This window comes from Cellvibrio polysaccharolyticus (assembly GCF_015182315.1).
In the GTDB taxonomy this organism is placed as follows: Bacteria; Pseudomonadota; Gammaproteobacteria; order Pseudomonadales; family Cellvibrionaceae; genus Cellvibrio; species Cellvibrio polysaccharolyticus.
Genome location: NZ_PRDL01000001.1, coordinates 261839 through 274832, shown reverse-complemented (window position 1 = coordinate 274832; position 12994 = coordinate 261839). Strand labels below are relative to the sequence as shown.

Sequence of the window (12994 nt, the reverse complement as noted above, 5' to 3'; positions counted from 1 at the left end):
ATGCGGAAGAACATCTTCTGGCTAAAAAACGCTGAAAGCCGCTATTTACAAGGCCGTCAGCCCTTGGCATCGAACTTGCTAATCTCTTTACAGGAGTACCCTCTATGGCAATTGATTCAGACTACATCAAGCAGCAGGCTACCCAGCTGGCCAACTACGAAGTGCAAAGTGCCCTGGCGAAAGCCAATCGCACCGAAGCCCGTTACAAGGCACAGCTGAGCGCTGTGACTACGTTGGAAAGTTCGCTACGAACCTTTGGCTCGGCGGTTAAAGGGTTGAAGTCCCTCACCAGCAACATGCTGGTAAACAGCGCCGCGCTCAGCCACGAAGGTATCGCCACGGCCAGCGTCGGTCTCAAAGCCATTCAGGGCAGCTACGATTTTTTTGTTGAGCAACTTGCCAGCCGTCATCAGTTTTCTATTGAAGGATTGCAGGACGGTGATATTGATACCAGCGGCAGCCTTACCATTGGCCAGGGCGATAAAAGTTTCACCATCGACCTGAGCACCATTGATAACAATGAAGACGGTAGCAACTCGCTGGCTGAATTGGCTTCTGCCATTAACAAAGCCAGTGATAACACCGGCGTTAAAGCCACGCTGGTGCGCAGTAACGGACAGGTTTCGCTGGTATTGGCCAGTGAAAAAACCGGTGCCGACAATGCCATCACCCTGAGCACCAGCAATACCAGTGGCGGCGCTTTCGATACCGCACTGACCAATCGCCGTGAATTGAGCCAGGCGCAGGATGCCAAAGTTCGTCTGGGTGGTGAAGGCGGTATGGAGCTGACCAATGCCAGCAACACCTTTAACGAAATTATTGATGGTGTCAGCCTCACCTTTACCAAGGCACACAAGCCAGGCGACCAACCGCTAACCGTCGGTATTGATCAGGACAAAACGGCAACCAAAGAAAAGGCGCAATCCTTTGTCACCGCGCTGAATACCTTGATGAGCAGTTTTGACACCTTGACCGCCAGCGGTGGCGAAAACGGAACGCGTGGGCCATTGGCGGGTGATAGCAGCATCCGCGCCATTGAGAATATGCTCAACCAGGCATTACGCGGCAATTATGGCGGTGCCACGCTGATGGATTTTGGTATTACCAGTGATCGCAACGGCAAACTGACCATTGATAGTGACCGTTTTGAAAAAGCTCTGGCCGAAAAACCAGAAGCCTTTGAAAAACTGTTTAAAGATAAGGGCGGCCTGCTGGAAACCATTGATAAAAGCATCACGCCCTACACCAACAGCGCCAATGGTGTGATGAAAACCCGTAAGGAAAGCCTCAACCTGATGTTGCGTCGCATGGATGACCAATTCGACAACTTACAAAAGCAGTACGACAACTACTACAGTCGTTACCTTAAACAATACACCAGCATGATGCAGACCATGTCTGCCATGGAATCTACTTTCGGTATGTTCTGATGAGTAATTATCAAATTAATGAAAGCTACGAAGGCTATCGCTCGGTCGATCTGGAAGTGCGTGCGGCCTCCTCGTCACCTTATCAGCTGGTGCTGGTGCTGTTTGACGGATTGCTCGACGAATTGGCGCGCGCTCGCGGCCACATTGAAGGCAAACGCTTTCAACAAAAAGGCCAGTCACTTGAAAAGTGCATGAACATTCTTAATGGTCTTAACAGTGCACTGGACTATGACAACGGCGGCGAAACCGTGCAGGGTCTTTCAAGACTTTACGATTACTGCATCTACCGTCTTTCCGATGTCAGCGTCAGCTTGTCGCTGGAAGGCATCGACGAAGTGATTAACCTGCTGAGCGTCGTGCGTGAAGGCTGGGAAGGCGTGAATGCAGCCCGAGCTTGATCGCAACCTGCTGCAGCGAATGATTGAACTACACAATCAATTGTTAACAGCCTTGCGCGAAGGCGATTGGGGAAAAATTGCCAAGGTTGATCAGAATATTGCCGAGTGCCTGAACACCCTGACAACGCGAGAAACCTTGAGCGATGAACTGATCGCGGTAAAAAAGAAATTACAACATCTTCACTTGCAGGCACTCAACGCCTGCAAGGACGAGTGCGAAAAATTACGCAAAATACTGATGAGCCATGTCGAGCACCGTGAAGGCTATTCAGCCTACCAAAGTATCGACATGTATCAGAATGAGAGTTAAGTCATGTTGCAGTTAGCAAGTTGGAATCTTCCACAGGCCGCCACACCACACAGCAGTGAAAAACCGTTGCTGGATGCCGACATTCTGACTTCTGAGAACCTGCCTGCAGACGCAGGTGCAGACTTTACTGCCGAATTTGCATTGATTAACGAACTGGAAACTACGGCACCCCCCGAGCAGCTTGCGCCCGCCGCCACCGGCGACGAAATCACCTCACCGGCATCTCTGGATATCACCCTGCAGGACACCGAGGCGTTAATTCAGTATTGGCTGGGTCAACAACCCGAGCAGTCTGTAGCAAGCGATGCGCCTCCTGCGATAACGCCGGATCAAACCGCAGCCACCATTCCCGTTGATCCTCTGGCCGCTTTATTAAACGACACCGCGAAAGTGCAAGCACAAGATACCGCGGCTTTGCCCCGGGACAATCAGGCAGATGCCTTACCCCCGGTTCAACAGCGACCTGCCGGTAATATTGCGGCAACCTTGCCGGCTGATGCTCTGGTCGATGATCGGGTAAAACAGCCAACGGCTGACATCATGGAAAATCAGCAGCGCGCCACCATGAGTGCACGTTCAAATACCGCGCTGAATCTGGATAGCGATGCTAACAACACGCCTGCCAACACCAACCTGTTGGCCAGTGCCATTCGCCAGGCTGACGCCGCGTCTGCAAGAGATGCTACGCCCAACCCGGTGAGTGCAGCGATCGTTGATAGCATTGAGTCAGACCTTGACGCTACAGCATTGCGCGCACCCTTAACGCAAAACCCCGCCACCATGACAACATCGGTTGGCACTCCCGGCAGCCGTGCGCCTGAAGCCAATTTCAAATTTGAAGGCCCGGAAGCAAAATGGGGTGAGCAAATGTTGCACGCGCTACGCAACCAGGTAGAACTGCAACTTCAGCAACGTTCGCAAAGCGCCACCATTCGTCTCGACCCGCCAGAACTTGGCAGTATGGAAATTTTTCTCACCCATGAATCCGGTCGTCTGACAGTACAAATATCGGCGGCGCAAACTGACGTGGCAAAAATGCTGCATCAATCGAGTGAACGTCTGCGTCAGGAACTGACCCAGCAGAATTTTATTCAGGTCAATGTGCAAGTCGGTAGCGGTAGTGATAGCCAACGCGAGCAACCGGGCCGACACACAGCTGGTGTACATTTTGGCGGTGAATCTATTAGCGATAATCAGCTCGCCGATGAGGCAACTGATGCACAACACACTGCGCGCAATCAGGATGTGTTGATCACAGTTTGATGGACTGCGTTATTTAATTAAAGAAAAGGAACAGAGAACCGGTTATGCCGTTGCCACGAATCATTGTTATCTTGCTGTTAATTAATACCCTTATTCTTGTTGGCGGTATTACGCTGGTTTATACCCTGATACAACCTTTGCAGGCCGGGGCGCAACTCCAACCCGCTGCTGACGGTTCGGTGCCAGTGGCGAAACAGCCCAACAAGGAATACAAATTTTTTCCGATTAATAAAATTATCATCAGCCTTCAGGAAGATGGTCGCGAACATTACTTTGTAATGGATCTGGTATTACAAACCGCGATTAATGAGGACAGCAAAAAACTGGAGCAAATTGATCCGATGGTGCGCAACTCGGTGGTCGCGCATCTCTCCGGATTACCCTTCTCGCAGTTACGCGCCATGCCCATCGCTGATTTGCAAACAACACTGGAGGAAGTGCTCACCCAGGATTTTGCCAACCGCAATCTGGCACAGCCCTTCGCTCATGTGCTGGTCAGCAAACTGATTGTGCAATAGGTTAAGGCGATGAACGCAAACTGTGTCATTGGTTACGATTACAGTACTGCGCAAAGCAGCCACTCTGTTTTTTCGGCGGCTGCCGAGCAACAACTGTTAATGCAGTATTTGCCGCTGGTAAAACGCATCGTTAATCAATTGTCACTGCAAGTCAGCGCGGTTATGGACCGTGAAGACATGGAACAGATTGGCTTGATGGGTTTGCTGGAAAGCTTGCGCCGTTATGGCCAGCCTGATGAAAACTTCGGAAAATTTGCCGGCCTGCGAATTCGCGGTGCGATTCTCGATGAGCTGCGCCGTCAGGATTGGCGCCCGCGCCAAATCCGCCAGGAAACCCACAAGTTGCGGGATGCCATCCGCCAACTGAGCCGGCAGCTGGGGCGCAACCCGGAAGAAGAAGAAATTCTCAACTTTACCGGCATCACCGCCAAAGCCTATCAGGATTTTTTACAGGCAGACGCCGGTGAAGCGATTGAAAGCCTTGATGAGCTTCTGCAAAACGGCAACGAGGCCTGCATTGGCAGTAGCGCCGGTGTCGAAGAACGCGTCATCAGAGAGCGTTTGTTAGCCCAGGCGTTAAGTGTTCTCAGTGAACGTGAACGCCTTATTCTCACTTTGTATTACCAGCACGAACTCAGCCTGAAAGAAATCGCGCTGGTACTTGAGCTGACCGATGCGCGAATTTGCCAACTGAGCAAACAGGCCATCGCCAAAGCCACTCATTATTTAACCGAGAGAAATTAGTTGTGCAAAAAGTTTTAGGTGTATTGATCATTATCACCTGCGTGCTGGGCGGCTACGCCATGGCACACGGCGAGATGGCCATGTTGTGGCAACCGGCCGAGGTGGTCATTATTCTCGGTGCAGGTCTGGGCAGTCTGGTGGTAGGCAACCCCAAAGAAGTGTTGCTGGAGATGTGTTCGCAAATTAAAGAAGTGTTCCTGTTCAAGCGCCGCGGCGAAGAGTTTCAACGCCAACTGTTGATGATGTTGTATGAGCTGCTGGAGATGGTGGGTGAGGGCGGTCTTAAAGCGCTGGATGAACACATTGAAGAGCCGGACGAGAGTGAGCTCTTTGCCAAATATCCGCTGATCCTTCAGGAAAAAAACCTGATGGCGTTTATTGCCGACAATTTTCGTTTGATGGCGATGGGAAAAATTTCTGCTCACGAACTCGAAGGCTTTCTCGAGCAGGAACTGGAAGCGATGGAACACGCGCTGCTGCAACCGGCGCGCTCACTGCATAAAATTGGTGAAGCCATGCCCGGCTTCGGCATTCTCGCCGCTATTCTCGGTATCATCATTACCATGGGTAATATTGGCGGCTCTGTTGCCGAAATTGGCAGTCACGTAGCCGCTGCGCTGGTAGGAACCTTCCTCGGTATTTTCTTCTGTTACTGCGTCATGGAGCCATTAAGCAACGCCATGAGCCAGCGCATCAAAACCGAACTTTCCGCCCTTGAATGCGTGCGTACCACGCTGGTAGCCCACGTGGCTGGCAAACCCACCTTACTGGCGGTAGACGCCGGGCGTAAGTTGATCGAGCAGGATGTGAAGCCGGCCTTCCGTCAACTGGAAACCTGGGTGAATCGCTACGAGGACGAAAGGGACGCAGCATGAAGCGTGGTGATAAAGACCATGAGATCATCGTCAAGCGCCGTTCCAAAAAAGGTCATGATGATGCTCACGGCGGCGCCTGGAAGGTGGCTTTCGCCGATTTTACCCTCGCAATGATGGCGCTGTTTATGGTGCTGTGGATTGTACAGCCGCAAAACCAGGGCGAAACCCTCGCAGGCGATATGATGTCCAACCCGCTGGTAGATGGTGGCTCGGGTATTTTTGATGGTAAAAGCCGTTCGCCGCTGGATCTCGACGGCGTACCGGTACAGGTTAATCGCACCACCAGCGAAAGCAACGAAGCCACCCGCCCGCAAACAGTCACTGACGAACGGGCCACCAAACCGGGTGAAGGCGAGCCGATTGACTTGCGTGAGCTGGCCAAAATGATGGAAACCGTGGCGCTGCAACTGGACGCCGAAGCCAACATCGAAGTGCAGATTGTGCCGCAAGGTTTGCGAATTCTGATTAAAGATGACCAGCAACGCTTTATGTTCGAACGCGGCAGCGCCCGCCTTAACCCGCACTTTCAGGAATTGCTCAACCGGCTGGCCGCCGTACTGGCGCCTACCGTCAACAAACTGATTATCAGTGGCCACACCGACGCTACCGCTTACCGCGAGAATGCCGCTTACAACAACTGGAATCTTTCCGGCGACCGTGCCTTGCGCGCCCGCAATGTCATGGTGAGTGCCGGTTTGCCTTCCGACCATGTTTTACAGGTAACCGCGCAGGCCGACGGCATGCCGCTGCGCCCCGACGCGCCGGAAGATGGCGCCAACCGGCGCATTGAAATTCTTTTACTGACCGCCCAGGCAGAAGCACTCTACCGCGAGCTGTTCGGGGATACGCAAATGCGGGTGGATTATTCGGCGGAGAGTGTCGATTTGATTGCGCCGGAAATGACGCTGTAACCAAGGAAGTGCCGGGGAAGAATTTACAAAGAAGCGGCTGGACAATATATCTGACGGCTTTCAAAACCGGACAAGCAATCTCCGACCCGGCTTAAATGAATCACTGATCCTTTACGGCGGCTGTACAGCAGCGTGAATACCAGATCGGTATCGGTTTCGCTGTTTAACCCGATCAGATTACCGTCTTCAATCAATAACCGGTAATGACCAGCAAAACCATTTTCTATCACGCCGGTCGTTTCGATAATGGTGTCGCCCTGGCGCGTCACGGCATGAAAGTGTTTACCCATCACCTGCAAACTATGGCTGACTTCCAGCAACTGGCCGTTACTGAGCTGAAGCTGCCCCGATAGCTGATAGCGCCCTTGCAGTTTTTCGCTGGCGTTCCACCACAAGGCTATGATTACCACACCGCACAATATCAGACTGCACACCGCAATAACCCGGCTACAACACTGCACCAGCGGATGACGAAAAGCTTTTATCGCAAGCATTGGCGCAATTGCTCGTCAACAATACGTCCCAGTTGACTGCTATGAAAGGTCATCAGGTGATGATGGCCGCCCTCGCTCAAACACAACATTTCGTAGAAGTCTCCCCGGTTTTCGAGAAATAAACGGGTTGGCTGCTGTGCCAGTTCAGAGAGTCGCTGGGTAAGGGTTTGGGTGTTATGGATCAAGTGCTGTAACCGCTCTTTGTTGGCATCGCGGTAAAAAACACTGACATTGCCCATACGCAGTTCACTGTTATAAAGCTCAACCGGGCGGTGACTTTGATAAAACCAGCTCAGCCAACCAAGGCCCAGCAACCCCAACAGCGCAAAGGGTAAAAATCGGTTTGCACCGTACACAGCGGGGCGGGCAACCAACCCGGTCGGTACTATCAAGGCGGTATTGACCGGCTCACTGGCAGGTTGCTCGGGCGCGGCAGTTACCGCTTCCGGTACTAAATAATTCGGGTTGAGCAAATAACCACGACGCGGCAAGGTCTGGATAATTTCGCGATTTTTTTCGTCACCCAGCACCTGGCGCAAGGTATAAATTTGCTGGTTCAAGCTGCCCTGACCCACCACCCGGTCAGACCAGGCATGGCTCATCAATTCTTCGCGCGTCACTACCTCACCGGGATTACGCACCAGCCGTTCCAGCAAGCGACTGCCGGAAAACCCCAGGTCAACTTTTTCTTCCACGCCATTGCGAACCAGCATCAATTGATACAGCGCCGGATAAAACCGGGCAGCACAATTCACACGTCCCGTCCTGATAGCAAGATAGGCACTCGTGTTAGCGGAGGGGACAGCGCTCCCGATGGTTGCGTTAACACTGTCTGTAAGGCAAGTCGTTTCCATGAATAACCCAGTACCGGGGGTAAAATTTGAAGGTATTCTGGCGGCTGTTAAAACGTGATGCAAGTCTTGTTCTCAACTTGCACATTTGGTTGCAAATTATTCAGAAAAAAAGAATGTCAACACTACCCGCGGGTAAAAATAGGAATTTTCCCAGGGGGGATGTGACGCACATCATTAAAAAGGCGAATAAAAATACCGCCGAATCCATGACGGGAAGATGACAATAACCGTATTCATGATGAATAAATGATCAAAATCATCGATGAAACCACAATTATAAATAGGTAGGTGCGCTAGGAATTTTCCTATAAGAATTTTCGTAGAAGGTAGCAGAATGGCACAAGAAATTGACTTATAAAGCACTAAATAAAACGCCCCGCACAAAGGCGGGGCGTTTTGATAAACACAGAATGAAACGCCGGAATTAACCCAGCAGAGACATAACCATGCTTGGCATTTGACCAGCTTGTTTCAGCATGGAAATACCGGACTGCATCAACATGGAGTTTTTGGTCATGTTGGCGCTTTCTTTAGCGAAGTCAGCATCCATTACACGGCCTTTGGCCATGTCGGTGTTGTCTTTCATGTTGCTCAGGTTGTTAGCGGTGTGGTTCAGACGGTTGATGTTGGCACCGAAATCAGTACGCAGTTCACCAATGGTGTCCAGAGCCGTGTTCAATGCAGTGATAGCCGCTGCACCACTTGCTGCTGAGCTCAGGTCCAGAGCACTGAAGCTACCGGTACCACCTAACAATGCTGCAACACCGCTTACTTTGTCAGAGACATCCAGGGTCAGTTGTTCTGCCGCGGTAGCACCAATCTGGAATATCACACCGTCGGCGGAAGAGAATTTGCTGTCAGTACCAGCAAACAGCTTCTCACCCGCATAGGTGGTGTTGTCAAAAATATTGCTCAGCTCGGCATTCAATTCAGTGAACTCTGCTGCCAGAGCGGTACGGTCTTCAGCGCTGTTAGTATCGTTCGCTGCCTGGGTTGCCAGGTCTTTCATACGCTGAACGATATCGGTCATTTCATTGAATGCACCTTCAGCAGTTTGCAACAGGGAGATAGCATCGCCAGTGTTACGCAGTGCTACATCCATACCACGGGACTGAGCGTTCAAACGGGTAGCAATTTGCAAACCGGCAGCATCGTCAGCGGCAGAGTTGATGCGCAGACCAGTGCCCAGACGCTGCTGGTTGGTGCCCAGCGCATTGTTGGTTTTGCTCAGGTTGGTTTGGGTAATCAGTGAGGAATAGTTAGTATGAATCGACAGAGCCATGGGGATCTTCCTGTATCAAAGTTAAGTGAAGCTGGCTGTGATCGCCTGCTAAACACTCAAGGCGACAAACTTTTACGTCCACTTAAATGACTTTGTTATTTTTTTCGACACCCCCACGCCTGACCGTGCTTATTATTCGTCACCCGGCGTCAGTTTATTAACCGGACAGCGCGTTAAAAGGCAGTACTACCGTAACGAGTGATTAAAAGGTACTACTCACGGAGCCATTCTCCAGTACCAGCGCTTCCACCACTTTGCCACTGCGCAAGTTTTTCACTTTGATAATCGCCCCTTGCTGGCCGTGCTCCATCGCCTCGCCGAGTGCGGAGGCTGATATGCCATCCTGGTTAGCCACCATGGTGACCTTTTGGCCACGGCGCACCAGCGTTGGCAGGGTTAATAAAGAAGGAGTAATCACCTGGCCGGCACGCATTCTGCGTTTGGCGCCCTGATCAGCTACCTGGTCAATGCGGTGATAAAAGCCGCGGGTTAATTTGCTGATCTCCTGCTCCTGTAACGTCAGCTGCGCCGGGGTGATGGTCGCACCGCGATCAATCACCTCACTGCTCACCACTACCGGTAAAAAAACCGCAAGCTGGCTGCTCACCGGCATTTCCCAACCGGCTTCGCCACCACAGCGAACATCAATACGCTGACGCGTGGCGGTCAAACCGGCTCGGCCCGCTGGCGTGACTTGCAGCGGTTGCTGGCAGCGCGACAGGCCATCACTGCTGTTCAGCCGGGTGCTGGTGTGACTGAAGCGCATCCCTTGCCAACCCTCGCTCGCCGCCTGCTGCCTGAGCATCTGCTGCAAATAGCTTTCTACCGCGGCATCAATTTGTTGGCTGGTGGTTTGCGCGGCTGCGATACCGCTGCTCACGCACAAGGCGGCGACATAAAAAGCGGAAAAAGCCTTTCCGCATGCCACCAGACGCTTACCCCAATGCGGAAAAAGGGCTGTCGCAAAATAGCCATGATTTTTCATAAAAGCCAACGAATTCATAGAGATAGAAACCATCTTCAAGATGGGCATAGTTTGTGCTCCGGCAATCGCATGTGCAACGTGACATTGAAAGGCAATAGCGATGAGTATACGGATTGATGAGGCATTAGGGGTTCATGCCCGCGCACTGGATTTACGCGTACAACGCAGTGAAATCCTGGCTGCCAACCTCGCCAACGAAGATACACCAGGTTTTCAGGCACGCGATATTGATTTTGCCGGCGCCATGCGCCAGCTGGATCGCGGTTTTGACAGCGCATTTTTTGGTGAATCGCCGTCGCCACAATTGATGTACCGCGTTCCTACCCAACCGTCGCTGGATGGCAACACCGTGGAATTGAGTGTTGAGCAGGCGGAATTTTCCCGCAACTCTATGGATTTTCAAACCAGCCTGACCTTTCTCAATATGAAATTCCGTGGTTTGAAAGAAGTAATCGAGGGTCGTTGATCATGTCATTTGATGCCATTTACCGCATTGCCGGTTCTTCCATGAACGCCCAGAGCGTGCGCCTGAATACCGTCGCCAGTAACCTGGCCAACGCTGATTCAGCGGCAGCCAGCCCGGAAGATGTTTACCAGGCACGCAAGCCGATTTTTGCGGCTATCTACGAAAACAATCAGCTAACCCGCGGTGCCGGCATGGGCGGTGCGCATGTGCAGGTATTGGACGTGGTAACCGCCGGGCGCGAGCCGGTGCGTCGCTACGAACCCGACAACCCGCTGGCCAATCGCGACGGTTATGTGTTTTACGCCGACGTAAACACCATTGAAGAGATGACCGATATGATGTCTGCCTCGCGCAGTTTCGAAACCGGGGTAGAAGTACTGAACCGGATTAAAGGCATGCAGCAAGGTCTGCTCAAGTTGGGAGAAGCCTGATGACCACCAGTAGTGTGAACAACCAGTTCAGTGGCGTGTACAACATCGACGAAGCGGTACGCCAGAGCGTCAACGTCGGTGAAGTGTCGCAGATGGAAAACAATTTCATCACCCTGATGGTGGCGCAGATTCAAAACCAGGACCCGACCAAACCGGTAGACAGCACCGAATTTTTGAATCAGTACGCCACCATGTCCCAGGTAAAAAGCATGGAGAACATGACCACGCTGACCAAAAACAACCTGGTACTGATGGACAACCTGCAAACGCTGACCGCTGCAGGCCTGGTGGGGCAGGAAGTGAAAGTAGAAGTTGAGGCGATGGAGATGGCGGCTGCGCCGGTTACCGGCCAACTGCAGTTAAAACATTCCTCTGGTAATACCGTGGTAACGCTGACCGGCAGCAACGGTGTGAAAACGGATATTGCCCTGGGCAGCCAGGCACCGGGCACCGTGGCTTTTGTGATTGATCCGGTAGCGCTGGGGCTGGAACCCGGCCGTTACACCATTGAAGCGACCACCGACAGCGGCGAATTCCCGGCGGTAGAAATTTCCGGTTTGGTGACCCATGTGCGCGTCAGTGCCGATGGCCCGGTGCTGGATGTTGCCGGTGCCGGCTCGGTGCCGTTTTATCGCATTACCGAATTTGGCCAGCCTTATTCGTCCTGATCGATCCGTTTTCACTTGTTGAATTGCCGACATTAACGAACTTTCGAACTCACAATTTTTCGAACTCACATTAAAGGTTTAACGCCATGAGCTTCAATATTGCATTGAGCGGCCTGAATGCCGTCTCCGAAGGCCTGAACACCATCAGTAACAACATTGCCAACGTCAGCACCACCGGTTTCAAATCGTCCCGCACCGAATTCGGCAGCATCTATTCCGACAGCCAGGCGATGGGCGTGCAGGTAATGGGCACCACCCAGAGCATTACCCAGGGCGGCCCGGTAACGACTACCGGACGCAGCATGGATCTGGCGATTGCCGGCGGCGGCTTTTTTGTAACCAAAAGCAGCACCGGTGAAACCAACTACACACGCGCCGGTGTGTTTGGTACCGATAAGGAAAACTTTATCGTCAGTGCGGCAGGGCAAAAATTACAGGGGTTCCCGGTCGATGCGCAAAACACTTTGCAAGTGGGTTCGGTCAGCGATCTTAAGTTGCAAAATGGCAATATTGCGGCAACTGCAACCGACAGAGTGAATTTCGTTGCCAACCTGAATGCCAACGACACAATTCCCTCATTGGCAACCTTCGATCCTGCCCAGGCTGACTCTTATAACTCTACCTACACCTCCAAAATATTTGATTCCCAAGGCAAGGAACATACCTTGACCCAATATTTTGTGAAGACCGGAGATAACGCCTGGACTGCGCATTACTACGTGGACGGTACCGACACCACCAACAGCATCGGCACTCAAAATCTGGTATTTAACACAGATGGTTATATGACCCAGCCGTATAACTACGCTGGTGTTCTGGCGCAACAAAACCCGTTAAACCCTGCTCATGCTGACGTGGAGCTCGACATTCCTGCTGCTCTGCTGGGCGGTGGCGTTGCAGATATCACTTTGCAAGTGAATTACGGCGGCGATGGCATTGGCGGTGCCACCCAATTCGGTTCCAGCTTCCTGGTCAGCACCAATGCCCCTAACGGTTACACCTCCGGTGAACAAACCGGTATTGCCATTGAGAAAAACGGCATGGTGTACGCCACTTACAGCAACGGTCAGCGTCAGCTGCAAGGTCAGGTGATTCTCGCTTCCTTCGCCAATGCCGGTGGCCTGGCCAATGAAAATGGCACCACCTGGAAAGAAACCTCCGAATCCGGTGGCGCGCTGGTTGGCGTTCCAGGCGTGGGTCCTTTCGGTGCCGTTACCGCCGGTTCGCTGGAAAGCTCCAACGTGGATTTGACCCAGCAGCTGGTGAACCTGATGGAAGGCCAGCGCAACTACCAGGCCAACACCAAAGTGTTATCCACCAACAAAGAACTCACCCAGGTGTTGTTCAGCTCTATTTGATTGAGGC

The 12994-nt window shown here is 52.3% G+C and carries 16 protein-coding genes; 12 read left to right on the top strand and 4 right to left on the bottom strand.

Annotated features, from left to right (window positions below; genetic code table 11):
• Positions 1–104: 104 nt before the first annotated feature.
• The 8 genes from fliD to C4F51_RS01190 are packed head-to-tail and all read left to right on the top strand — an operon-like array spanning position 105 to position 6449.
• Complete coding sequence (fliD, locus tag C4F51_RS01225) at positions 105–1430, top strand: flagellar filament capping protein FliD (protein ID WP_193906441.1); 1326 nt, start codon at positions 105–107, stop codon at positions 1428–1430.
• Positions 1430–1828: a flagellar export chaperone FliS gene (gene fliS / locus C4F51_RS01220; RefSeq protein WP_193906439.1), complete on the top strand. Its 399-nt coding sequence runs from the start codon at positions 1430–1432 to the stop codon at positions 1826–1828. Before fliD ends, fliS begins: the two co-directional genes overlap by 1 nt.
• Positions 1812–2138, top strand: a complete 327-nt coding sequence (locus C4F51_RS01215) for a hypothetical protein (RefSeq protein WP_193906437.1) — start codon at positions 1812–1814, stop codon at positions 2136–2138. Before fliS ends, C4F51_RS01215 begins: the two co-directional genes overlap by 17 nt.
• A 3-nt stretch (positions 2139–2141) precedes the next feature.
• Positions 2142–3401 carry a flagellar hook-length control protein FliK gene (fliK, locus tag C4F51_RS18000; RefSeq protein WP_202987582.1) on the top strand — a complete coding sequence of 420 codons (1260 nt, stop codon included), beginning with the start codon at positions 2142–2144 and terminating at the stop codon, positions 3399–3401.
• 44 nt (positions 3402–3445) lie between these two features.
• Positions 3446–3919, top strand: a complete 474-nt coding sequence (locus C4F51_RS01205) for a flagellar basal body-associated FliL family protein (protein ID WP_193906435.1) — start codon at positions 3446–3448, stop codon at positions 3917–3919.
• A gap of 9 nt (positions 3920–3928) precedes the next feature.
• A complete protein-coding gene (locus C4F51_RS01200; protein WP_193906433.1) occupies positions 3929–4663 on the top strand; it encodes a FliA/WhiG family RNA polymerase sigma factor in 735 nt (244 codons plus the stop codon).
• Positions 4664–4665: 2 nt separating this feature from the next.
• Complete coding sequence (motA, locus tag C4F51_RS01195; protein WP_193906431.1) at positions 4666–5538, top strand: flagellar motor stator protein MotA; 873 nt, start codon at positions 4666–4668, stop codon at positions 5536–5538.
• Positions 5535–6449, top strand: coding sequence for an OmpA family protein (locus tag C4F51_RS01190; RefSeq protein WP_193906429.1), 915 nt, complete (start codon positions 5535–5537; stop codon positions 6447–6449). Before motA ends, C4F51_RS01190 begins: the two co-directional genes overlap by 4 nt.
• Positions 6450–6472: 23 nt before the next feature.
• On the opposite strand, the gene C4F51_RS01185 is transcribed toward C4F51_RS01190, so the two are convergent.
• From C4F51_RS01185 to flgA, 4 genes are all read right to left on the bottom strand, one after another.
• Complete coding sequence (locus tag C4F51_RS01185; RefSeq protein WP_202987580.1) at positions 6473–6943, bottom strand: hypothetical protein; 471 nt, start codon at positions 6941–6943, stop codon at positions 6473–6475.
• Positions 6931–7698, bottom strand: coding sequence for a winged helix-turn-helix domain-containing protein (locus tag C4F51_RS01180; RefSeq protein WP_202987579.1), 768 nt, complete (start codon positions 7696–7698; stop codon positions 6931–6933). The genes C4F51_RS01185 and C4F51_RS01180 overlap by 13 nt, the downstream gene beginning before the upstream one ends.
• 523 nt (positions 7699–8221) lie before the next feature.
• Positions 8222–9079, bottom strand: a complete 858-nt coding sequence (gene lafA / locus C4F51_RS01175) for a lateral flagellin LafA (RefSeq protein ID WP_193906425.1) — start codon at positions 9077–9079, stop codon at positions 8222–8224.
• 202 nt (positions 9080–9281) lie between these two features.
• Complete coding sequence (flgA, locus tag C4F51_RS01170) at positions 9282–10112, bottom strand: flagellar basal body P-ring formation chaperone FlgA (protein WP_193906422.1); 831 nt, start codon at positions 10110–10112, stop codon at positions 9282–9284.
• A 52-nt stretch (positions 10113–10164) separates the two neighbouring features.
• Here flgA and flgB point away from each other — a divergent pair, with 52 nt between their 5' ends.
• From flgB to flgE, 4 genes are all read left to right on the top strand, one after another.
• Positions 10165–10530 carry a flagellar basal body rod protein FlgB gene (flgB, locus tag C4F51_RS01165; protein ID WP_193906420.1) on the top strand — a complete coding sequence of 122 codons (366 nt, stop codon included), beginning with the start codon at positions 10165–10167 and terminating at the stop codon, positions 10528–10530.
• A 2-nt stretch (positions 10531–10532) separates the two neighbouring features.
• Entirely contained in the window at positions 10533–10961 is a 429-nt protein-coding gene (flgC, locus tag C4F51_RS01160; RefSeq protein ID WP_193906418.1) for a flagellar basal body rod protein FlgC, read from the top strand.
• Positions 10961–11629, top strand: a complete 669-nt coding sequence (locus tag C4F51_RS01155; RefSeq protein WP_193906416.1) for a flagellar hook capping FlgD N-terminal domain-containing protein — start codon at positions 10961–10963, stop codon at positions 11627–11629. The genes flgC and C4F51_RS01155 overlap by 1 nt, the downstream gene beginning before the upstream one ends.
• 86 nt (positions 11630–11715) lie before the next feature.
• Positions 11716–12987, top strand: a complete 1272-nt coding sequence (gene flgE, locus C4F51_RS01150) for a flagellar hook protein FlgE (protein ID WP_193906414.1) — start codon at positions 11716–11718, stop codon at positions 12985–12987.
• Positions 12988–12994 lie beyond the last annotated feature (7 nt).

Coding starts and splice junctions, on each gene's coding strand:
- fliK (WP_202987582.1), top strand. CDS start 2,142: ATGTTGCAGTTAGCAAGTTGGAATCTTCCACAGGCCGCCACACCACAC.
- C4F51_RS01205 (WP_193906435.1), top strand. CDS start 3,446: ATGCCGTTGCCACGAATCATTGTTATCTTGCTGTTAATTAATACCCTT.
- flgE (WP_193906414.1), top strand. CDS start 11,716: ATGAGCTTCAATATTGCATTGAGCGGCCTGAATGCCGTCTCCGAAGGC.
- C4F51_RS01190 (WP_193906429.1), top strand. CDS start 5,535: ATGAAGCGTGGTGATAAAGACCATGAGATCATCGTCAAGCGCCGTTCC.
- flgA (WP_193906422.1), bottom strand. CDS start 10,112: ATGCCCATCTTGAAGATGGTTTCTATCTCTATGAATTCGTTGGCTTTT.
- C4F51_RS01215 (WP_193906437.1), top strand. CDS start 1,812: ATGCAGCCCGAGCTTGATCGCAACCTGCTGCAGCGAATGATTGAACTA.
- C4F51_RS01200 (WP_193906433.1), top strand. CDS start 3,929: ATGAACGCAAACTGTGTCATTGGTTACGATTACAGTACTGCGCAAAGC.
- flgB (WP_193906420.1), top strand. CDS start 10,165: ATGAGTATACGGATTGATGAGGCATTAGGGGTTCATGCCCGCGCACTG.
- C4F51_RS01185 (WP_202987580.1), bottom strand. CDS start 6,943: ATGCTTGCGATAAAAGCTTTTCGTCATCCGCTGGTGCAGTGTTGTAGC.
- fliD (WP_193906441.1), top strand. CDS start 105: ATGGCAATTGATTCAGACTACATCAAGCAGCAGGCTACCCAGCTGGCC.
- lafA (WP_193906425.1), bottom strand. CDS start 9,079: ATGGCTCTGTCGATTCATACTAACTATTCCTCACTGATTACCCAAACC.
- C4F51_RS01155 (WP_193906416.1), top strand. CDS start 10,961: ATGACCACCAGTAGTGTGAACAACCAGTTCAGTGGCGTGTACAACATC.
- flgC (WP_193906418.1), top strand. CDS start 10,533: ATGTCATTTGATGCCATTTACCGCATTGCCGGTTCTTCCATGAACGCC.
- fliS (WP_193906439.1), top strand. CDS start 1,430: ATGAGTAATTATCAAATTAATGAAAGCTACGAAGGCTATCGCTCGGTC.